Raw genomic sequence first — 19,606 nt, 5'->3', positions numbered from 1 at the left:
GTGTCTTGCTCCTATCGTCGAGTCAGCCGCATCGCGGCATCGTCGAATTCGGCCAGCTCGGTCTTGGCCGTCGCGTCATCGCGCAGGTGTGCCCGCAAGAAAGTCGAGGTGAGGCGGGAGAACGAGGCCAGCGCATCGGTCTCGTCCGGGCCGTCGAGGAATGCGCGGGCGGCGGTGGGATCGGTGTCGGCGATACCGAAGTGATTGGCGCCGGGCACCACCGCCAGCAGGTGATCGCCGTCCGGCAGCGCCTCGGCGAAGGTGCGCCGCACCGGATCCGGCCGATCTTCGCCGTCCTCGCCGTACCGGTCGGCGCTGCCCTGAATGACACCGTCATTGGTACCGACGCCCAGCAGCACCGGGCAGGTCACCTGGGCGGGCAGCACGGTGCCCGGCTCCCAGCCCAGCATAGTGGCCACCATGGTGTGCGCACCCCATGCGAAAACCGCTGTTACGGAGGGAAAGAAGCGCGCCGACTGCAACACCACGGTGCCGCCGGCCGAATGACCGCCCAGGGCGACGCGGTCGAGATCCACTGCGCCCCGCAGCGGCGCGACCTCGTTGAGTTCGGCGAGGGCGTCCAGGACGGCCCCGATGGTCGGGCAGGTCGGGCGGGTGCCATACGCGTCCGGACGGGCCGCGTCGATATCCACACCGGGGGTGAGGCCGCGTTGGCCGCCGAATAATTCGGCGACCCGATCCATGGTCACCACCACGAACCCAGTCTCGGCGACGGCGGTGGCGAAGCGCCGGTAGGAATCCTGTCCGACATTGACTCCGGACATGAACACCACCACCGGGTACGGCGCCTGCGCCGGATTGGGTGCGAACACCCCGGTCAGGCGTTCGGTATCGGCACCGGAGGCGACGGCGGGGTAGTAGATCTTCAGATGGGCGGTGTCGAACGGGGCTGCGCCGTCGGTGCGGATGGACCACCACAGGGAGCGAACAAGTCTCATGCGCCCGGCCTCGGCAGTTCCCGGTCCCCGCCCCAGAGGGCGCGCACCAGCCGCTGGGTGAGTTCGGCTCCGAACAGTCGCTCGCCCATGACATTGGCCGGATCGCGTTCGGCGATATTGCGGCGTATCGCCAGATCCCGAGCGGCCAGCTCGGCGCGCTCCGGGGCCGGTACCGGCTCGGCTTCGTCGACCCAGCCGAGCCACTGGTCGACCCGCGCGGTCAGCAGTTCGGCCACGGTATCGAGATTGGGTCGGGTCGGCGGGAACGAATAGCAGTAGGCGGTGGGGGACAGGCTGCCTCGAATGAACCCGGTGCGGCTGGTGAACCAGGTGAAGTCCTTGTGCTCCTCCTTGAACGCCAGCCAGGATGCTTCATTCGGCGCGTAGTAGCGGTCGAAGTACTCGCCGTCACCGACGAGGTCACCGCGCGGTATCGCGTCGACATAGAACCAGCCGTCCGGCCACAGCAGTAGCGCCGAACCCAGATGGGGCACCCGGATGTGTGGTCCGAGCCAGGCGGTCAGGTGCAGATTCACGAAACCCGTTCGCGGATTGCCGATCCAGGAGTGCACGAGCCAGTCGATCTCGGGGCCGGAGTAGGCAGCGAGGCTGCCGGAGGGGCCGGACTCTGCATCGCCGTAGCTCTGCAAATCCGTCGTCGACGGATCGCGGGTGAGTTCGAAACGTTCCGCGATGCGGGTGTGCAAACCGCTCAGCAGGTTCCGCCATTCTTCGAAGGTCTCGGTCACGTCGGCGCGCGCGGTGTTGTCCACCATTTGCTCGACGTGCTGCAGGGTTTCGCTCATAGCTGCTCCGATGCTGTTGTCATGGCGTCGATCGGACGGCGGGGACGGCCGTCGACGAGGTCGGTGCCCCGGGATGCGGTGCGGTTCATGGCCTGTGCGGGGCGGATGGTGGCGCGGACGCTGGTCGCGCCCGGTGGTACGACGGTGACGAGTGGGTGGCTGATCACGCCGGTGAACGGGCCGCCCCAGGGGGTCCACAGCGTGAAATCCGGGCTCAATCCATAGATTCCGCCGGTCAGCCCGGCGGAGCCGAACCCGGAGGCCACCACATTGAGCCGATTCTCGGCCGACCGTTCGGGTAGTCCGAGGCGCAGTTCCCACGGTTCGGTGGGGGTGCAGGGGGTCGCGACCACATCCGCGTCCCCGACGGCCGCCAGCCGGAAGGTCTCCGGGAACAGCGCATCGTCACCGATGACGAGAGCCAGCCGACCCCAAGGCAATTCGACAACCGTCAACTCGTCGCCGAGCGTGGTCGACCACTTGTGCCTGGCGGTCGGATGCAACTGCGGCTGTCGGGCGACGACCCCGTCGGCGCTCACCAGCACGCCGTGGTGAGCGTCGCCCTCCTGGACAGTCAGGACCGCGTACGCCGAGGTACCACGCAGTGCACTCACGACATCCGGCACCGCTATGGCCGCCATTTCGGGCAGCACGATCAGATCCACGCCGTCGAAGGCCAATTCACTGATGGTCGCGGCGCTCGGTGCCGAGATCGCCGCCGTGATCGTCTCCGCCCCCGCCGCCGCGCGCCGACCCGAGGTCGAAGTGCTGAGTGGCGCATAGAGTTCGGGGCGCCGCGCCGCGATCACATCGGTGCCGTCCGGGCGGTGCTTGTCGTCGGCCAGGGCGATATCGATATCGGCCACGACCACCGCCTCGCCGGTCGCCGGAGCCATGGCGACACACGTGCCATCGGGTGCGACGATCTGGCTTTCCCCCGCCCCGTGCAACCGATCCGGCGGTACGCCCAGGCGTTCGGCAATGGCGGGCAACTGCCGCGTCGGCAGTAGGGGACCGACCTTATTGGCCGCGACCACCCACACCTTGTTCTCCGCCGCCCGCACCGGAATGTGCAGGCTCGCCTCATCGGTGGCGAAGGAATTGAGGCTGTTGAGCATCAGCTGCGCACCGCGCACGGTCAGTGAGCGGGTGACCTCGTTGATGACGCCCTCCATACAGGCGTACATGCCGATGCGGCCCAGCGGAGTGTCGATAACCGGCGAATCTTCGTGTCCGGCATCGAGATAGTCGTTCTCCGCGCCCATCAGGATCTGCTTATCGGATTCCCCGAGCAGTGCGCCGTCCGGACCGAAGAGCAGGCTGGTGCCGGTGGTGCGGCCGTCGTCGCGGGCGACGGTCACGCCGATTTTGACGTATATCCCGTGCCCGGCGGCTCGTTCGGCAATGGTGGTGAGGAAGGAATCTCCGAGCCTGCGGGCCATTCGGCGGGCGTGCGCGCGATCGTCGTACCAGGATAGGTGATTACAGAACTCCGGCAGGACCACGAGTTCGGCATCCGCCTCGGCGGCAGCGTCGATCATGCGGAGGCAGGCTTCGAGGTTTGCCTCGACGTCGGTCCCCGCGGCGAGCTGTGCGGCCGCGACTCGTGTCATGCGTTCGCACCCCTTCCCATCGAGTGTTTCGTACACCGAAACACTGTTTCCCGTTGAGCTGATTCTGTACCGGGTCCGGTGATCTGTCCAGCGCTGGCCCAGGATTTCCCGCCGCGGCAAGCCCCGGGAGCGGAATCGCCTTGTTTCCCTGGGGTTACGCGGTTGCCCGCCTTGACACCCGTGAGTGCCGCGGGTTCAATATGGCAATTCCGAAACCCCGTTTCCGTGTGAGAAACGCACGCAGGAGGGTGAACATGACGACCTGCGATTCGTCCCCCGGTCCCACCGCCGGTTCGACTGCCGTAGTAGGCATTCGGCGGCCGAGTAGTCGACGCTGTCGCCGGATGGGCCGCTGAGATGACATCCGTGAATCCTGGGCATGCGGCGCTGGTGCTCGCCGGAGCTCTTACCGGTCCGGTGGCGGGCGGACAGTTGATACTGCTGAGCAAACCCTTCGGCGGCGTTGTCGGTATACCTGGAACCGCCGCCGTCTATATCGCGTTGACCGGGCTCGTCGTGGGTTGCGCCACCGGGCTTCTCACCCTGCGCCACCCACTGTCGGCGCGGGCGGCGGGCTGCTGTGCGGTGGTGGCGGGTGGAGCCTTCGCGGTCGCGGGTCTGGTCTCGACCCTGTGGCTGTTCGTCGCCGTTATCGTGCTCGCCTGCGCGGCGGCGGGACCACTGATCGTGGCGGCTCGGGTATTCGCGTTCCGGCAGCGCGCGCTGCTGACCGGCGGACACATCGTGACGGCGGTCTGTGTCGCCGGGGCCGCCGGGGCGGCCTCACTATGGTTCGAAACGCCCGGGGCCGCACTGGTGGTCGTCGGTCTGGCCGCCGCGCTGCTGGGAGGCGTGGCGATACTGGCGAAAGCGCCGGTACCGCACGAGGAGTCGAACGACGGATCCGGCGCGGTGCCGCGCAGGTTCCTGGTCGGCTACGCCACGGTCGGTCTGCTGCTCGGCGGCACCGTCCTACCCGCGCTGCATCTGCTGCTGTTCCGCTGGAACGCATTCGGCGCGGAGCAGACCGATCTCCTACTACTGGCGGCGCTGCCCGCCGTACTCGTGGTGGCCATACCGGGGCCGGATGCCAGTGCGGTGGCGCCACTGCTGATTCTGGCCGCCGGAGGACCGGTGCTGGTCGCTACCGCACCCGGGCAGGCCACCGTGGTAATCGGCCTCGCCGTCACCCTGGCCGCGGCAGCACGTGCGGCCCGGGGGCTCGATCTCGCGCTGCGCGCCCGGGACGCCGGCACCGAGCATCATGACGCGGGCGGGCGTCCCGCCGTGGGGGCCGGGGGTGCGCAATCCGACCGAGCCGCCGCGATCACCGCACTGACAGTGACCCTCGGCGGTCTCGGCGGTCTCGGACTGGTCGTCGCACTCGGCGAACTCTTCGGCACCGGAACCGGTCTGACCGCCCTGGCTATTCCGGCACTCGCTGCCGCGCTGCTGTCCGGCCCGCGAATCCCCACGCCGTCCGCCGGGTCGGCCGTGGCCACACCAGCCTTCGAAGGAGGCACCCCGTGATCCGCTGGACCCAGCGCCTGGCCGCCATCGCGCTGTTGGCCGCATGTCCCTCCGCGATGGCCTCGGCCCAGGCCGCTCCGGAGACCCCACCCGTACTCGAGGTGAGTGCGAGCACCGATCTCACCGAGGGGCAGCGAATCGTGGTGAACGGCAGTGGTTTCCGCCCCGGTCTCGCCGCGGTCGCGGTCGGGCTCTGCAAACAGAACTTCGCCAACGGCCTGAAGGACTGCGACCTCGAGGGTGGCGCGACCTTCGTCAATATCTCCGACGACGGCACCTTCCCGACGGTCACCCTCAGCGCCCGCCACAGTTTCAATGCCATCGACTGCACCCAGCAGCAGTGCGTTATCGCCGCCGCACCATTGCCCGGGACCGAGCCGCCCGCCATTATCGAGGCCAATTCGGCTCAGGTCGCGGTCAGTTTCGCCGGTGCGCAGCTGCCCGTTCCCACCGCCCCCGTGACCGGCGCGGCGACAGAGGCCACCGACACCAACGGTCCGTCCGGCCTGCTGTGGGGCGTAACCGCCGCCTTGCTTTCCGCTGTCGCCGTCATCGCCCTCGCCGACCGGCGGCGGCTGTAATCCCCTGAGGAGGAAATATGAGAAGAACCGGAATACGACTCGCACTGCTCGTCGGCACGGTGGTGGGTGCGCTCATTGTCGGAGCTCCCGCGGCGCATGCCGCGCCCACTCTGGAAGTGAGTGAGAGCTCCGGACTCTCTGTCGGACAGACGGTTACGGTGACCCTGGACGGTCTGCCACCGAATCTGCCCACCGTTGCCGTGGGACAGTGCAAGCCGGAGATCATCGTCCCGACCGATTGCGATCTGGCCGGGTCGCGCATGGGCAAGGCCGACGAGCAAGGCGTGTGGGAGCCCAACGACGGAACCCGCACCATCACGCTGGTGGCCTCGATCGGTGGCGTCGACTGCGCCTCCGCGCCCGGTGCCTGCACGGTCGCCGTCACGAGTCTGACCGATCCTTCGAATATCCTCGCCTCGGTACCGCTGGAATTCGGTGCGAAGGAGACCGCGACACCTACCGCGGAAGCCGGTGATTCCGAAGACGGCGACAGCAGTACCGGTGTGCTGATCGGCGTCGGCGCGGCGGTCGTCATCGTCGTACTGGCAGGCGTCGCACTGGTGCTGCGTCGGCGCAGCTCGCAGTGAGCACCGATTCGGTGCTCACCCATGTGGTGATGATGAAGTTCCATGATCGCCGTGACGCCGCAGCAGCGGCGAAACTGCTCATCGAACTCGAGGGCGCCGTCCCACCCATCCGATCGATGGCGGTGGCGCTCGACGAACTCGACACCGCGAACTCCTACGACCTGTGTATGACAACCACGCACGACTCGGCATCGGAACTTGCTGCCTACCAGAAGCATCCGGCACACCGCGAGGTCGCCGAATGGCTGGTTCCCCGACTGGCCGCCAGAGCAGTGGTGGACTACCACACGTAGTGGATTGATCACCGCGCAGTCGTCCGGTGGTCGCGGGGTCTGCCCTCGTACTACCGGGGCAGGCCCCCGGGCCCGTGCTCCGGGAAACCCGCTCGGGCTCGCAGTGGGAGGTCGAGTTCGGTGACCTTGCCCAGACCCTCGTCCGGCCGGGCGGTCTCCAAGGTGAAACGGGACAGGCGTCCCGAGATATCGAGGGAGGCAATGGAGTTGCCGAAGTGCGGACCGCTCAGCTTGCGCCACTGGACCGGGTCGGGAGAGATGCCGCGCCGGTTCGCGAGCCACCGCAGTGCCGATGCGAGTGGCCTTGCCCAGGTCAGCCTGAAGAGGGTGCGGTATATCCGGGGCGGATCATTGTGCACCGGTGAGCAGACCAGTTGCAGCACTTCAGATTGCGTGGGCTGGTCGTAGTCGGCGCAGGCCGCGTAGCTGTGGTGGACATCGCCGGACAGCACGCAGATGGTGCTGGGAGGGTTCGATCCGGTTCCCAGCCGGTGGATCAGCCGGGCCAATCGTTCGAAGGAGACACGGAAAGCGGGCCAGTGTTCCAAATCGGCCTCCTGCCGCAGCTTTTCGCCGAGTCGACCGCGCCAGCCCGGCTGGCCCGCCGCGCGCTCATTGAGGGACTGGAGATGGCTCACCGCATGCGGCATCAGCCAGGGCAGTGAGGATCCGATGAGGAGGTGGTCGTAGTCACCGGCGGCATTCGCCTCGATCCAGTCGAATTCGTCATCGCTGACCATGAGGCGCCGGCCGTCGAGGATACGGCCGCTGCGGGCACCGAGGTTGGAAACCGCTCCTACCTGCCGACTTCCCCGGGCCGATCACGGAACCCACAGATACCACTCCGCGAAGGTGCCCTGGATCGGCCAGGTTTCCGCCATCAGCTTGGCCGGTCCCATACCCACCCACAGGTCAACGGTCACGGTGGCGCCCGGTGCGGCACCGGTATGTACGTACACCTGCTGCGTGCGCGCACCCGCCGACCCCACCCACCCCAATATGACGTGGTTGCCGCACGGCCCGCGCTGATATCCCAGCGGTGTCACATGCGCGCGCACCTCACCGGGCCGTCGCGGCGTAGCCTCCAGCCGCACCCCGATCGCCCCGGTACAGAAGTTCGCATCGCCGAAGGTGAACAGGGTGGTGCCCAACGGCGTGAACTGCGGCAGCGGATCGGCCCGCACCGGAGCCGCCCCGATCCCACTCACCAGCGCCCCCGTCCCCACCGCCATCGCGACCCCAGCCGCCATTCGCCGCACCCGCATCAGCCGATGTCCTTTCCGCATAACGACACTCGCGGCGGTACTACCCGCTGCGACTCGACGGAAACTCCGTGAGCTCGCGACGAGAGCGCTGCGGGACTCGACCTGGAAATGACGTTGAGCGACGGCGCGTGCTACGCGCCGTTGAACGCGTCGATCGCCGCTGCCTGGGTAGCGAAGTTCGGGCGGTCGTCATCCTGTACCGGTGCATGCCAACGGAATCCATATTCGTCGGCGGTTCCGGTCAGCGAGTCCGCTTGGCGGGTAAGGAAATCGCGAGTGGCCGTGGAGCCCGGGGCGGCGAGGAGTTCTCGGTAGGCGCGGACGAGGACGCCCTTGAAGGTTTCCGCATCCTGGCAGTCGGGGCCGGGACAGTCCACCGCCGCGGGTTCCCGCAGTACGCCGTCTGAAAGGAATGGTGAACCCGTACCGGTGGTCGCGACGGCAATCGCGTCGGCCGCCCGGAGAAGTTCCGCGCCTCCGGCGGCGTCGTGCAGGGCTACCAGGCCGCCGATCATGGCGCCCTGGTTGTACGTCCATCGCGTCTCGGGGTCGACCAGAAGGCAGGTGTCGCCGTACTGGTCGAGATGATCGTTGATCAGTCCGGATCGATCGAACAGGGCGCGCCCGGCGCGCTCGAAGAACCACTGTCGGGTCTGCTCCGCGCGAGCGAGATATGAAGGGCGGCTGGCGGGTTCGACTCGGGTGCTCAATAGCGCGGTCGCGGTCAAGTGCAAGCCATTGGTGATCGTATTGACCTGGGTCCACGGACGCAGCTGCGGATCGACGCCCACCCGCGCCCACGCGAGCCCACCGTCGCAGAATGCGGCCCGCTGGTCGTCGAGTCCGTCCACGATGGTCCGCGCGGCGTCGAGGTATCGCGGCTCGCCGGTGAGGTCGAAGGCGCCGAGCCAGGCCAGTGCCCACCACAGTTCATCGTCGTTGTACCCGGTGTACTTCGGAACGCCGATCTCCGAAACCGTGCCATGCCTGTAGGTTTCGTCGATATAGCTGACGTACTGCCGGTCTCCGGTCCGCGCCATGTAGTCGATCAACGCGGTCAACGCATTAGCGCTCTGCCAGGTACTGGAATCGTTCTCCCACAACCCGGTCGTACGGTCATAGCGATCGAGCAACCGCTCCACCGCCCGCAACCGGCGGTCCGGAGCCGGGTCGCCCTCCTCGACCCATCGGGTGCACCGAATCTCGGCCCTGTCACCGGCTGTCCCGCACGCCCGCACCGCACCGCCCACATACGGATACTCCCCGGTACGCGCCGCGGTTTCGCTCCCCGCGACCACGCCCGAGCCGAGCCGAACCGCGGAATTGCCCGCGGCCCGGCGATCGAGCCACACCTCATCGCCCGGTTGTCCGCGTTCGATCGCCGCCGCGGCCCCTCCCGCCGCGGTCGTCAGCGAAATCACCCGTGACCACTGCCGAACCTGAAGCACCATCCCCGGATCACCCGAGGTCGGCGCATTGTCACCGACCAGAACGATCCCCAGCGCCACCACCACACAGGCGAACGCGCCCCACCGCACCCTTGCGCTGTCAGCCACGGTCGCCACGGTAACCCATATCCGTCTCGCTCTTCGAGGCTTGATGGTACGTACATACCACTAGCGTGGTACGTTCGTATCAGGAAGATTGAAAAGGGGACATGATGCCGAAGATCGGGCGATTCACCAGCGAGGAAGCGAAGGCGACTTTTCTGCGTGTCTACGATGGCGTGGCTGCGAAATGGCCGGTGCCGTCGAGCAATATCGATGTCGAAACATCGTTCGGGACAACACGCGTGCGTAGATCCGGACAGGGGGAGGGCGCGCCGATTGTGCTGCTGCCCGGTATCGGCGGCAATGGACAGGTGTGGTTCCGGTTCATCGAGGAGCTGGCGCGTGACCATGTCGTGTATACGCCCGATGTCATCGGGTGGGCGGGGCGTTGCGTGCAGACCGCACCCGTGCGCGATGCGGAAGATATCGCGAAGTGGATGGACGAGGTGCTCGTCGGGCTCGGTGAGGAGCGAGTCCATCTGGCCGGAAATTCCTTGGGAGCCTGGTTGGCCGGTGCTGTCGCGGTGTATCGCTCCGAACGGCTGGCGAGTCTGACCATGCTCGAGCCGAGCGCCGCCACCTTCGCCAAGCCGCGCTGGAGTCTGCTGTTCAAATTCCTCATGGCGGGTATGCGGCCGACTCCCGAGCGGATGCGAAAGTTCAACAGATGGCTGATGCCCGGCCTGGAGCTCACCGACGAGGAGTTCGCCGTCGCCATGGCGACCATGAAGTTCCGGATGGCGATGCCGTGGGATCGGCCGTTCACCGATGAACAGCTGGCGGCCATTACCGCACCGACCCTGGTGCTGTTCGGCGCCGAAACAGTGGTCGCTGATCCGGAACTCGGGGCGGCCCGCGCCCGCAAGCATATTCCGGCCGCCGAGACCGAACTCTATCCGGGGATCGGCCACGATCTGTTGTGGGCGAATCCGGAGCCGGTGATCGCGCGCTTCCTGAGCTTCGTAGACAGCCATGACCAGGTCCGAGCTTGAATCGTAGGCGGTACCGGCTCGATTCTTAAGCGGCGCAAAGCCGTTGACGCCGCAGCCGAAAGACAGCACGCTGGGCGACATGCTGACTCGACTGACGATCGGATGTCTGTCCGCCCTGGTGGTGCTCTCGCTGACCGGCTGCGGCAAGGACGAACTCGGGGACCGGAGCGGACCCCCGGATGCCATCTACGATGTCGACTACGTCGAGGTCTTCCGCAATACCGATAGCTTTCCCAATATTGCCCGGGTGTGTGTACGCAAACTCGCCTTCGCGGTCACCTCGACCGGCCGAGGCGAGGATTCGGGCGGCGGCGGTCCACTCATCCGAGTAGCCGAGTGGGACAGTTTCTGCGCCGACAAGTAGTCGCCGACAGCCCTGACACAGGTGCAAGGGGCAACCCGTGCGCTCACCCCGGCTGGTCGGCGACAGCTTCCGACAACCGCTGTAGTGAGCGCAGGAATGCCTTCCGGTCGGCGGTCGGCAGTTGGGACAGCAGCTGGTCCTCCTGCTCCTGGATCTCGCGTTGCGTGCGGTCGCGGACGGTCCGCCCGGCCGGAGTGAGGGAGATCAGGCGGGCGCGGCGGTCGGCCGGGTCCGGATCGCGCAGGATGAGGCCGCGCTGCTGTAGTTCGTCGAGCACGCCGATAATGCGCGTCTTATCCGCATGGATCTTCTTGGCCAAGGCGGCCTGGGTGTACACCGGTTCGTCGCCGAGGCCCAGGAGCACGCTGTAACCCCACATGGTCAGCCCGTTGCGCTCGAGTACGGGCAGCTCCGCCTGCATGAGGATGCGGCCGAGCGGTGCCACCATCGCGGCGAGATCGGGACGCTTGGCTTCCGGCATGGTTAGAAAATACTACTCGACAGACTATGTGCATGTGCGTATGATAGGCGAATGCACACGAAGTGTCTGTGTTCGGGTACCGAGAGGACAACCATGACCACCGAATCCACGCCGTCGCACACCTTCGATTCCCTTGTGCGTGAGGCTGATCTCATCGCGCTGAACGCACGCGCCGTGCGCGCCTCCGTCGAAGCCGTATCGCATACCACCGCAGCCGATCTGGCGAAGCCGACGCCCTGCGCGAGCTGGACCCTGTACGGCCTGCTCACCCATATGATCGCCCAGCACTAAGGATTCGCCGCCGCCGCGTACGGCGACGGCGATCCGATCCGCTGGCATACCCGCCCCCTCGGACCGGACCCCGTCGCCGACTACCGGGCTGCCGCCGAACACGTGCTCGATGCCTTCGCCGAGGAAGGTGTACTGGCTCGGCAGTTCCCGCTGCCGGAGTTCACCACCGCTTTCGAGTTCTCCGGAAAACAGGCGGTCACCTTCCATTTCATCGACTACGTCGTGCACACCTGGGATGTCGCCCGAACCCTGGGCAGGACAGCGGATTTCGACGATGACGTGTTGGAGACCGCGCTCCCGGTCGCCGAATTCGTTCCCGGTGGAGCGACGCGCACGGCACCGGGTGCGGCTTTCGCGCCGGAGGTGGCCTGGTCCGGCGATTCCACCCTGGATCGAATCCTCGCACTCCTCGGTCGTTCCCCGAGCTGGGGTGCCTAGCGCCGCGGAATGGAGCGGTGCCGCCCGAAGCCATCGGCGCGGTCGGCGCGCTGCGAATTCAGCCCGGCCACTGGTGGGCTCGCGTCTGGGGTACTACCGCTGGTGCTTGCGGGGCGGGGTTCGCCGGCCGCTGGACGGTGTAGGTCGGTGCATACTGTTCGACCGGCGGCTCGTCGGCGGGCATCGGGGTATCGACCGGCGCGGGAGGATCGGCGGGCGGGGTATCGACCGGAGGCGGCTCGGAGGGTACCGGCGTGCTGCTCGGAATCGGCGTCGTGGTGGACGTAACCTGTTGTGGCACAGTGGGCGTCGATATTGTGGTGCCAGTCGCGGGGGAATCGCCGCGTACCGCGAGCGCCGCGACGACCGCCACGCCGGCAGCAGCCAGGACCAGTCCCGACACCACCGTGAACCGACGACGAGCCGAACCGTCGGCCGTCGGTTCAGTGACCGGCCCGGCCGACCATCGCGGGCTCGGATTGTGCGGCTCGCCCTTCGCCAGCGATACCGCGTTGTGGACCACCGTCGCCGCGGCCGCCTCGTCCGCAATCTGAGCGCGCACGGGGGACTGCGCATCGCGGAGGGCGGTCGGTGCGGCGGTCTCCTTGGCGACCGGCGTGTCGCCCGGGAATTCCGCATGGCGGGCAACGGTCGTCGCGGCGACCTGCTCCAGCGCCGCATCGCTCGAAACCGCCACCGGCCGTGCGGGTTCGGGCCGCGCCGTCACCGCGGACAGTGGTAGCGCGCGTGCCGCCGCATCGGCGAGGGCCGCGCAGGTGGGATACCGATCCTGCGGCGACTTGGCCAGCGCGGTCGCGATCACCGCGTCCAGTTCGGCGGGAAGTTCGGGCCGCAGCTCGCGCGGCGCGGGTGGCGGCGCGGTCAGGTGTGCGCCGATCACCGCCGCCTGATCCTTGCGCGCGAACGGCGGCTGCCCGGTCAGCAATTGAAACAGGGTGCAGCCGAGAGAATAGATATCGGCGCGATGGTCGGCGGGCGTCTCGCTGAACCGTTCCGGTGCGGCATAGGCGAACGTGGCCGCGATACCCGACAGCGTGACGGTGTCGTCGAGGGTGCGGGCGATCCCGAAATCGGTGAGCACCGCGCGCTCACCATCGCGGTGGTCGTTCTCGATGAGCAGGTTCGCCGGTTTCACATCCCGGTGCAGCACACCCTGTGCGTGCGCGTAATCCAATGCGTGCGCGGCATCGGAGAGCAATCGCACCGCCCGTGCGGGGTCCAGACCGTCCGGATGGTCACTCAGCAGTCCGGCCGCGTCACCACCGTCGATATATCGCATCGCCAGCCACAGCGCCGGATCCTCGGTGGCATTGCGGTCGTACACCGACACGATATTCGGGTGATCGAGCCCGGCGGCGAGGGTCGCCTCGCGGTCGAACGCGGCGCGCGCTTTCGGATCGACAGTGAAGGTATTGGTGAGCACCTTGAGCGCTACCCGGCGCTGCAATCGTGGATGCCGGGCCAGATACACCATCCCCATACCGCCCGTGCCGAGCAGGCGTTCGATGGTGAACCCGGCAAATACAGCCCCCGGCTGCAAACCCACTACTATCCTTCCCGCGCACGCTTCGGGCCGAGCACCCGAATCACGCCGCGGCCCCGAGAGAATGTAGCGCAACCGCCGGGCCCGCGGTGGCTTCCAGCCGGGTTCGGCCGCTACCCGACCCGCCATGCTCAGGCTCCTGATAGTCGAGAATCGAACTCCCGGAAGATGTTCGGACATCAGTCGGTCGACCCGCAGCGCGAGCAGGACCCGCGGCGCGAGCATGCCGAAGTCCTACGACAAGTCCCTATTCGCACCGTGCTGAGTCGGTCGAACCCGCGCACCCGGTGACTACCCGGCCCGAACCTGAGGTGCCGAGCAGCCGCCGACGGCGACAATGGGTGCAGATGGTCGCCCGACCTACTCCTGGTCGGCCTTTTCCTCGCCGTGCCGTAACGCCTCGTCGAGCTCACGACGGAGGCGGGCGACAGTCTGCTCGTCACCGGCATCCTCAGCAGTGGTGATGTCCTGACGGAGCTGAGCGATGATGTCTCGAAAAGCCATGGTTTGCTGCCCTCCTTGGTCAATGGCCTACCCTCCGCGGGTGACCGCTCGCTCAAGATCGAAACCGAGGCGGGAGTGCGGCCTCGTTCGGCACCGGCTGTGCGCGATCACCGAGCAGGAATCCGACCTGTTCGTTCAGCATGTGCTTTTCGCGTTCGGCGACGAAATTGTCGTTGGTGGCGACTCGGGCGGCGAAACCGTCGAGCAGCAGCACAATCCACTCGGCGAGCCGTTCGGCGTCCACGTCGACGCGGACGCGCCGATCGTGCTGGGCGGTCCGCACAATGGCTTGCAGTGCGGTACGGGCGGTTTCGTCGTCCGCGTGCAGTGCGCGGGCGATCTCCGGCCGGTGAGTGAGTCCGCCGACGACGGAGATGAATCCGGCGGCCCGGGGGTCTATCAGTCCGGACACGGCGTGCTCGACATAGTCGTGTAGCACTCGACGTGGATCGGCCGCATCGGCCTGCTGCTCGAAGAACTCACGGGTCTCGGCGGCGCTCTGTTCGAGAATGGCCACCAGGAGCGCGTCCTTGGTGGGGAAGTAGTGGAAGAACGTGCCCGAACCGATACCGGCGATGCGGCAGATGACCGCGGTGGTCGCGCCCGCATAGCCGTGCTCGGCGAAGGCGGTCAGGCCGGCGTCGACGATCTGGAGCTGTCGGGCGCGGTGTCGCTGTGGATCGATGGGGCGGGGCACCGCCTCATCATAGTTAATGGAGTGGCCACTCTGATAATATGGGCGGCATGCCTTTCGTGTTGCCGCCGAGCGAAACCGCCAGTGCTGCACGGGAGAAACGGCGTACCGTGCTCGCGCTCTTCGTTCTCGCCCCCGTGCTGGGGGAGGTTCTCGGGGCGTCATTGCGGCTGAGCTATTTTGTCGAGCCGCTGCGCATGGTGGGCATCGTGTGCTTCTACGGTGCCGGGGTCGTGCTGATCCGCGAGATCTGGCAACGGCTGCATCTGACCGGCTGGGGGCTCGTATTACTCGCCTGTGCCTTCGCGCTCATCGAAGAGGGCCTCGCCCTGCAAACCATCTTCAATCCCGTCGGCATGGACGGCGAGCCGGTATACGGAAACGCATTGGGGGTCAACTGGTTCTGGGCGGTTGTCGTATCCGGCTACCACGTCGTGTGGAGCGTCCTGATCCCGATCGCGGTGGTCCACCTCATCTTCCCGCGCAGCAGCCGCTCCCCGTGGCTATCCCGACGCTCGGCCGGTGTGCTGGTCTTTCTCTTCGCCTGTGGCACAGCCACATTCCTGCTGATTTCGTTCCTGCGCTCCGACTTCCGGCTGTCGTGGGTGCAAGCTGGTGTCACCATGGCCCTGGTGGCGGGCCTGCTCTGGGCAGGTACGAAGTGTCGGGAACGTAGAAGCGTGGCGCCCGCGGGACAGCCCCCGAGTCGGAAGATCGTGGCTCTATTCGGTTTCGCGGCCGGTCTCGTCTGGTTCGCCCTGTTCCTGGTCGCCTTCATCGGCGGCCCGATCTCGTTCGTATGGTGGACGGTCGGCGCGCTGGTGTTCGCCGCCGCAGCAGCACTGATGGTGCGCCGCTGGACCCGCCGATCCTGGACTGCACGACACCAACTCGCCCTCTGTTTCGGCGCCAGCCTGGCAAGCGCGCTCTTCGGCCTGTTCCTGGTCGCCGTATCCGGCCATCCCGCGAATATCGCCTTCCAGTTCGCCGTTATCGCCGCACTCATTACCGGCTACACATGGCTGGATCGCCGCCAGGCCGCGGACCGCTGACATCACATCGATCCGGAGTCGAGCCATGCGCTGAAGATCTGAAAATCACTCGGCCGCAGTCCTACCCGGTGATCCACGTGGTACAGCAGGGCCCGACCGGGGTGATGCGCGCAAACCCATTCCCGATCGCCGTCACCGATCTCATCGTCGATCCAGATGAATGAGCGCCCGCCAGCCCGTTCGACCAATGCGCGAGTCTTCCAATGCAACCCGAACCATTCGTCGATGCGATCGTCCGGCGACTCCGGCCAATCCATCACGGTCAGCGTCGGCAAGCCCAATGCCGGACTCACGACCCGATTGGCTTCATCCATCCAGGTCGTAGCCCACACCAGTTCGCAGGAAAGTGCGGACAATAGCGGCCCGAGCGCCGGATCGAGCCGTGCCATGAGCGGATTCGTGCTGCCCGGGCCGTTGTCGGGGAGCGAAGCGTCCGAATCCTGCCCGGATCCTCCGCCGAAGGGGATCAGCGGCCCATCGACGTCGAGGAACAGCAGTGCGTCCATCACTTTTGCAGGTTAGCCTCCAGCTCGGTGGCGACAACTGTGTCGAAGCATCGGTATCGCGTGCGGGCCCGCGTTTTCACGCCCTCCGGCGAGCCACTCCGACGGGCGGCCCGCCGGAGGCGGCGTGGTCGCATTACGCGACGGCGGTTCCCTCGAGCTCGACCATCAGGCCGGGGATGGCCAGCCGAGTCACCCCGAGCATGGTGGTGGTCGGCGCCACTCCGGCGGCGCCCAGGCGCGCCGCCAGCACGCCGTAGTGCTGGAAAAGCAGGTCGACGTCGGTGGTGTAGACGTTGAGTCGAACGAGATTCGCGAAGGACATGTTGGCCTCGCTGAGCACGGCTTCCAGGTTGTCGACGCTCAGTGCCAGCTGCGCGGCCATGTCACCGGCATGTTGGGGCGTGCCGTCGCCGCTCATCGCGGTCTGCCCGGAGCAGTAGAGGGTTCGGGTCTGCCCGGAGACTATCTCGCCTTGGCTGTACCCCATCTCCACCGACCACGTCCACGGGTTGACCGCGGTCCGTTCCAGGGCCCCATCGGTTCCGGTCGATCCATCGACAGTAGGTACGTCCATTGGCTCGCTGGCCATCTTGTTTGTCATGCTGGGCAGCCTCTCGAGCAATACCTGACACCCTGTGTCGTGTATTGCTGACATAATTTTCCCATGCGCGCTGACCGGTTGGTCTCGCTGGTGCTGCTACTGCGCCAGCACGGTCGGCTGTCCGCGCCCGCGCTGGCCCGCGAGCTGGAGGTGTCCACCCGCACCGTGCTGCGCGATATCGAAGCGCTGTCCGCGGCCGGCGTCCCGGTCTACGCCGAACGTGGCCGACACGGCGGATTCGCACTGTTGCCCGGCTTCCAGACCGAACTCACCGGGCTGAACCACGAGGAGGCGCTCGCCCTGCTGGTTGCCGGATCACGGCGCGGCGCACAGGCATTCGGCCTCGGCGCGGCGCTCGCCTCGGCCATGCGCAAGGTGGTTGACGCGCTACCCGAAAGCTATCGAGCCACCGCCGCCGGCGCGGCCCAGCGGCTGCTCATCGACCCGGAGACCGATATTCTCTCGCGGCGGCGGGTCGCCGAGGAGGTACCCGCCGCCGTCGTAGCCGAGGTTCGGCGCGCGGTGTTCGCCGGACATAAACTGCGCATCCACTACGCGGCAGTGGACCAGGCGGCGAAATGGCGCACGGTGGATCCGATCGGCCTGGTCACCGTCCGTGGCCAGGGCTATCTGTTGGCCACGAGGTCCGGCGCGGACCGCACCTACCGACTGTCCAGGATCTTGGCCGCCGAGGAACTCCCGGAGCCCGCGCAGCGACCGGACCGGGTCGATCTGGACCGAGCCTGGAAGGAACGCAGCACCCGGTTTCGGACCGGCGGCGACCAGGTCACCGTGCTGCTACGAGTGAACCCGGAACGGCGGGAGGAACTGGTGGATACCGTGCTGGCCGTCCGCGCCGAAGCAACCGACGCCGACGGCTGGTTGCGGCTGGAGGTGACCTTCCAGGATCCGAGGCACGCCGAATGGGCGCTGTGGCAGCTCGCCACGAACGCGGAAGCCCTTGCCCCACAGTGGTTGCGCACCTCCCTGCACAGCCGCGCAGCGGCGATCGCCACCCGCTACCGCGGGGACTCGTAAGAGGCGTCGCCTCCCCGCGGCCCGCCGCTGAAACTGGCCGACTTACAGTGCCGTCGGACGGGCTCGTGACGGCTCAGGGCGCGCACCCGAGAGCGGATTGATGCACCACTCAGCGGTGAGAATGCCTATGCCGGGTGTCGAAGGCTCGGCAGCGTCGGAGCTGGTGCACCGGAACGGCGGTGATGGTTTCGGGCTTCGGTGCGGTGAAGGTCCATGCATCGGGCGTCGTTTGCGGCCGGGGGTAGCCGGGTACGGCGTCGATGGGTGGCCACCAGCCCGGCCATCCATGACGCGATCGGCAAACCACGTTCCTGACAGTGGAAGTCGCCGCATCGGGGTGCGGCGCAGATGATCAGCGGGCGCGGTCGTAAACCACGGCCATCTCGCCGAGCTCGCCGACCTCCTGATAGGTGAGCTTCCACTTCGAACCCGGCAGGCCGTCGTCGAACAGACGCTCGCCACCCCCGGCGATCTCGGGGCAGATCATGAGATAGAGCCGGTCGAGCAGGTCGGCCGCGAGGAGCGCCTTGATAATGCTCGCGCTGCTGTTGACGAGGATGTCGCCCTCGCCGGTGGATTGGAGGTCGGCGACCACGTCGGCGGCGGGGGCATTCACCACGCGGGCGCGTTCCCATGGTGCTTCGGCCAAAGTGGTGGAGAGGACCACCTTTTCGGTGTCGACGAGCCACTTCGCATATCCGCGATCGCGGGGATCGGCATTGTCGTCGGCGGCGACCGACGGCCAGTACCCGAGGAATCCCTCGGCATTGCGTCGGCCGAGTAGCGCTGTGGTCGCGCTCTCCCAGATGCGGGTGAGGTGGTCGCGCGCGACATCGGTGGTCGCGTAGGGGACGATCGCGCTCAGATCGCTGGGGCCGCCGGGACCGTTGTAGCGGCCGTCGAGGGTGAGGCTGATATTCGCGGTCACCTTGCGGGCAGTGCTGGTCATGACTGTGCTTCCTTCTTGTCGGTCGTGAGCTCAGATGTGGTGGTGTGCTGTGTTTTACCGATGGTGTCGGTGAGTCTGTCGAGGACTTGGCACCAACCGGTTTCGATCCCGGCGATATAGGGGACGGCCTCGACGGTCGTTTCGGTGATGCGCAGGCCGAGCCGCAGTCCGGTCCCGTCAGGGACCGCGGCGAGCGCGAGGTCGTAGTGGCCGGTGAAGGAGACCGCCCCCGCCGCGTCCAGCACCGACAGGTCGAAAGCGAGATGTTCGGGTTCGGTCGCGGTATGGACTCGGCCCTCGGAGCGGTACCGCTGCTCGCCCTCGCGGTACTCGAGGACGGCGCGACCACCCGGCTTCGGCTCGAGGGCGCACTCGGTGATCGTCAAAGGCGAAGGGGCCCACCAGGATGCGAGCAGATCCGGATCGGTCCAGTACCGCCAGATGGTGTCCCTGGGCGCGGCCAGTACCCGCTCGAACGAGAACGTGCGTCCGTCCGCCCATCGTTCCCGGTCCGCGGCAGCGGATTCCGCGTCGATGGTGGCGCGATAGCGCGCGATGACGTCGCGCTCGCCGTGGTGCGCCTCGGTGCTCTCGGTCAATTCCCGCAGCCGCCGTTCGAGGGACTGCAGCGGGGCGGATTCGAGCGCGTAGACGCGCCGTTGCCCGAGCGGAAAGACCGTGACCAGACCCGCGCGAGCCAGGGTTTGCAGGTGTTTGGTGGTCTGTGGTTGCCGGAGGCCGGTCAGCTCGGCCAGTTCGCCGACAGTCCGGGGCCGCTCGGCGAGCAGCTCGACAATGCGCCACCGTGCACGCTCCCCGAGTGCCGATGCGATCTGATCCATGACCGAAAGTATTCACCATGGAGAATATTCCCGTCAAGGAATATCTTCCGGTGGCCGCCGTTGTCCCACCTCGTCGCTTCGTATGCGCCGGTCGGATCGGTTGCGG

General features: G+C 67.1%; 24 protein-coding genes. 10 read left to right on the top strand and 14 right to left on the bottom strand.

The features are described 5' to 3' along the window. Positions 1-11: 11 nt before the first annotated feature. From NU1_RS12480 to NU1_RS12470, 3 genes are read right to left on the bottom strand one after another with little or no spacing between them, the layout of a single operon-like run. Positions 12-959 (bottom strand): alpha/beta hydrolase family protein, encoded by a 948-nt coding sequence (locus tag NU1_RS12480; RefSeq protein WP_067520533.1) that lies wholly within the window; start codon positions 957-959, stop codon positions 12-14. Further along, complete coding sequence (locus NU1_RS12475) at positions 956-1,765, bottom strand: oxidoreductase (protein ID WP_084521228.1); 810 nt, start codon at positions 1,763-1,765, stop codon at positions 956-958. The genes NU1_RS12480 and NU1_RS12475 overlap by 4 nt, the downstream gene beginning before the upstream one ends. Beyond that, positions 1,762-3,378 (bottom strand): carbon-nitrogen hydrolase family protein, encoded by a 1,617-nt coding sequence (locus NU1_RS12470; RefSeq protein ID WP_067520530.1) that lies wholly within the window; start codon positions 3,376-3,378, stop codon positions 1,762-1,764. Before NU1_RS12470 ends, NU1_RS12475 begins: the two co-directional genes overlap by 4 nt. A gap of 366 nt (positions 3,379-3,744) precedes the next feature. Between NU1_RS12470 and NU1_RS12465 the strand changes: the two genes are divergently transcribed. Genes NU1_RS12465 through NU1_RS12450 form a run of 4 tightly spaced genes read left to right on the top strand, consistent with a single transcriptional unit; the run spans position 3,745 to position 6,369 of the window. Further along, on the top strand, positions 3,745-4,908 hold the full coding sequence (locus NU1_RS12465; RefSeq protein ID WP_157552136.1) for a hypothetical protein: 1,164 nt from the start codon (positions 3,745-3,747) through the stop codon (positions 4,906-4,908). Beyond that, positions 4,905-5,489, top strand: coding sequence for a neocarzinostatin apoprotein domain-containing protein (locus NU1_RS12460; RefSeq protein ID WP_067520524.1), 585 nt, complete (start codon positions 4,905-4,907; stop codon positions 5,487-5,489). Before NU1_RS12465 ends, NU1_RS12460 begins: the two co-directional genes overlap by 4 nt. A gap of 17 nt (positions 5,490-5,506) precedes the next feature. Further along, positions 5,507-6,076: a neocarzinostatin apoprotein domain-containing protein gene (locus tag NU1_RS12455; RefSeq protein ID WP_067520521.1), complete on the top strand. Its 570-nt coding sequence runs from the start codon at positions 5,507-5,509 to the stop codon at positions 6,074-6,076. After that, positions 6,073-6,369, top strand: coding sequence for a Dabb family protein (locus NU1_RS12450; RefSeq protein WP_084521227.1), 297 nt, complete (start codon positions 6,073-6,075; stop codon positions 6,367-6,369). The genes NU1_RS12455 and NU1_RS12450 overlap by 4 nt, the downstream gene beginning before the upstream one ends. A 50-nt stretch (positions 6,370-6,419) precedes the next feature. On the opposite strand, the gene NU1_RS12445 is transcribed toward NU1_RS12450, so the two are convergent. The 3 genes from NU1_RS12445 to NU1_RS12435 form a co-directional block, all read right to left on the bottom strand. Then, complete coding sequence (locus NU1_RS12445; protein WP_212761170.1) at positions 6,420-7,109, bottom strand: metallophosphoesterase family protein; 690 nt, start codon at positions 7,107-7,109, stop codon at positions 6,420-6,422. Between the two features lie 81 nt (positions 7,110-7,190). After that, positions 7,191-7,619: a hypothetical protein gene (locus tag NU1_RS12440; protein WP_067520519.1), complete on the bottom strand. Its 429-nt coding sequence runs from the start codon at positions 7,617-7,619 to the stop codon at positions 7,191-7,193. A gap of 146 nt (positions 7,620-7,765) precedes the next feature. Further along, entirely contained in the window at positions 7,766-9,190 is a 1,425-nt protein-coding gene (locus tag NU1_RS12435) for a glycoside hydrolase family 76 protein (protein ID WP_157552134.1), read from the bottom strand. 104 nt (positions 9,191-9,294) lie between these two features. Between NU1_RS12435 and NU1_RS12430 the strand changes: the two genes are divergently transcribed. After that, positions 9,295-10,176, top strand: a complete 882-nt coding sequence (locus NU1_RS12430; RefSeq protein WP_067520667.1) for an alpha/beta fold hydrolase — start codon at positions 9,295-9,297, stop codon at positions 10,174-10,176. Positions 10,177-10,255: 79 nt separating this feature from the next. Then, positions 10,256-10,540 (top strand): hypothetical protein, encoded by a 285-nt coding sequence (locus NU1_RS12425; protein WP_212761171.1) that lies wholly within the window; start codon positions 10,256-10,258, stop codon positions 10,538-10,540. Positions 10,541-10,583: 43 nt separating this feature from the next. On the opposite strand, the gene NU1_RS12420 is transcribed toward NU1_RS12425, so the two are convergent. Continuing rightward, positions 10,584-11,021 (bottom strand): MarR family winged helix-turn-helix transcriptional regulator, encoded by a 438-nt coding sequence (locus NU1_RS12420; RefSeq protein WP_067520512.1) that lies wholly within the window; start codon positions 11,019-11,021, stop codon positions 10,584-10,586. Between the two features lie 93 nt (positions 11,022-11,114). Between NU1_RS12420 and NU1_RS44015 the strand changes: the two genes are divergently transcribed. Together NU1_RS44015 and NU1_RS44010 are read left to right on the top strand one after the other, a co-directional pair. Next, complete coding sequence (locus NU1_RS44015) at positions 11,115-11,312, top strand: maleylpyruvate isomerase N-terminal domain-containing protein (RefSeq protein WP_307643694.1); 198 nt, start codon at positions 11,115-11,117, stop codon at positions 11,310-11,312. A 36-nt stretch (positions 11,313-11,348) separates the two neighbouring features. Further along, positions 11,349-11,750: a TIGR03086 family metal-binding protein gene (locus NU1_RS44010; protein WP_307643723.1), complete on the top strand. Its 402-nt coding sequence runs from the start codon at positions 11,349-11,351 to the stop codon at positions 11,748-11,750. A gap of 58 nt (positions 11,751-11,808) precedes the next feature. On the opposite strand, the gene NU1_RS12410 is transcribed toward NU1_RS44010, so the two are convergent. From NU1_RS12410 to NU1_RS12405, 3 genes are all read right to left on the bottom strand, one after another. Further along, entirely contained in the window at positions 11,809-13,317 is a 1,509-nt protein-coding gene (locus NU1_RS12410; protein ID WP_067520510.1) for a serine/threonine-protein kinase, read from the bottom strand. 357 nt (positions 13,318-13,674) lie between these two features. After that, positions 13,675-13,818: a hypothetical protein gene (locus tag NU1_RS41325; protein ID WP_157552132.1), complete on the bottom strand. Its 144-nt coding sequence runs from the start codon at positions 13,816-13,818 to the stop codon at positions 13,675-13,677. 52 nt (positions 13,819-13,870) lie between these two features. Then, entirely contained in the window at positions 13,871-14,515 is a 645-nt protein-coding gene (locus NU1_RS12405; protein ID WP_067520507.1) for a TetR/AcrR family transcriptional regulator, read from the bottom strand. Positions 14,516-14,562: 47 nt separating this feature from the next. Here NU1_RS12405 and NU1_RS12400 point away from each other — a divergent pair, with 47 nt between their 5' ends. Then, complete coding sequence (locus NU1_RS12400; RefSeq protein WP_169815048.1) at positions 14,563-15,564, top strand: AF_0692 family protein; 1,002 nt, start codon at positions 14,563-14,565, stop codon at positions 15,562-15,564. Between the two features lie 2 nt (positions 15,565-15,566). On the opposite strand, the gene NU1_RS12395 is transcribed toward NU1_RS12400, so the two are convergent. Then, complete coding sequence (locus NU1_RS12395) at positions 15,567-16,070, bottom strand: HAD domain-containing protein (protein ID WP_067520502.1); 504 nt, start codon at positions 16,068-16,070, stop codon at positions 15,567-15,569. A gap of 133 nt (positions 16,071-16,203) precedes the next feature. Beyond that, the gene (locus NU1_RS12390) at positions 16,204-16,599 is read right to left on the bottom strand and encodes a RidA family protein (protein WP_067520660.1); all 396 of its coding nucleotides are present in this window, start codon (positions 16,597-16,599) and stop codon (positions 16,204-16,206) included. A gap of 135 nt (positions 16,600-16,734) precedes the next feature. Here NU1_RS12390 and NU1_RS12385 point away from each other — a divergent pair, with 135 nt between their 5' ends. After that, positions 16,735-17,709: a helix-turn-helix transcriptional regulator gene (locus NU1_RS12385; RefSeq protein WP_067520499.1), complete on the top strand. Its 975-nt coding sequence runs from the start codon at positions 16,735-16,737 to the stop codon at positions 17,707-17,709. 352 nt (positions 17,710-18,061) lie between these two features. Here NU1_RS12385 and NU1_RS12380 read toward each other — a convergent pair whose 3' ends face one another. Continuing rightward, complete coding sequence (locus NU1_RS12380; RefSeq protein WP_067520496.1) at positions 18,062-18,658, bottom strand: dihydrofolate reductase family protein; 597 nt, start codon at positions 18,656-18,658, stop codon at positions 18,062-18,064. Beyond that, the gene (locus NU1_RS12375; RefSeq protein ID WP_067520493.1) at positions 18,655-19,500 is read right to left on the bottom strand and encodes a metalloregulator ArsR/SmtB family transcription factor; all 846 of its coding nucleotides are present in this window, start codon (positions 19,498-19,500) and stop codon (positions 18,655-18,657) included. The genes NU1_RS12380 and NU1_RS12375 overlap by 4 nt, the downstream gene beginning before the upstream one ends. Positions 19,501-19,606: the final 106 nt, after the last annotated feature.

The organism is Nocardia uniformis NBRC 13702 (assembly GCF_001613345.1).
GTDB lineage: Bacteria > Actinomycetota > Actinomycetes > Mycobacteriales > Mycobacteriaceae > Nocardia > Nocardia uniformis.
This window is presented reverse-complemented; position numbering and strand designations above follow the sequence as displayed.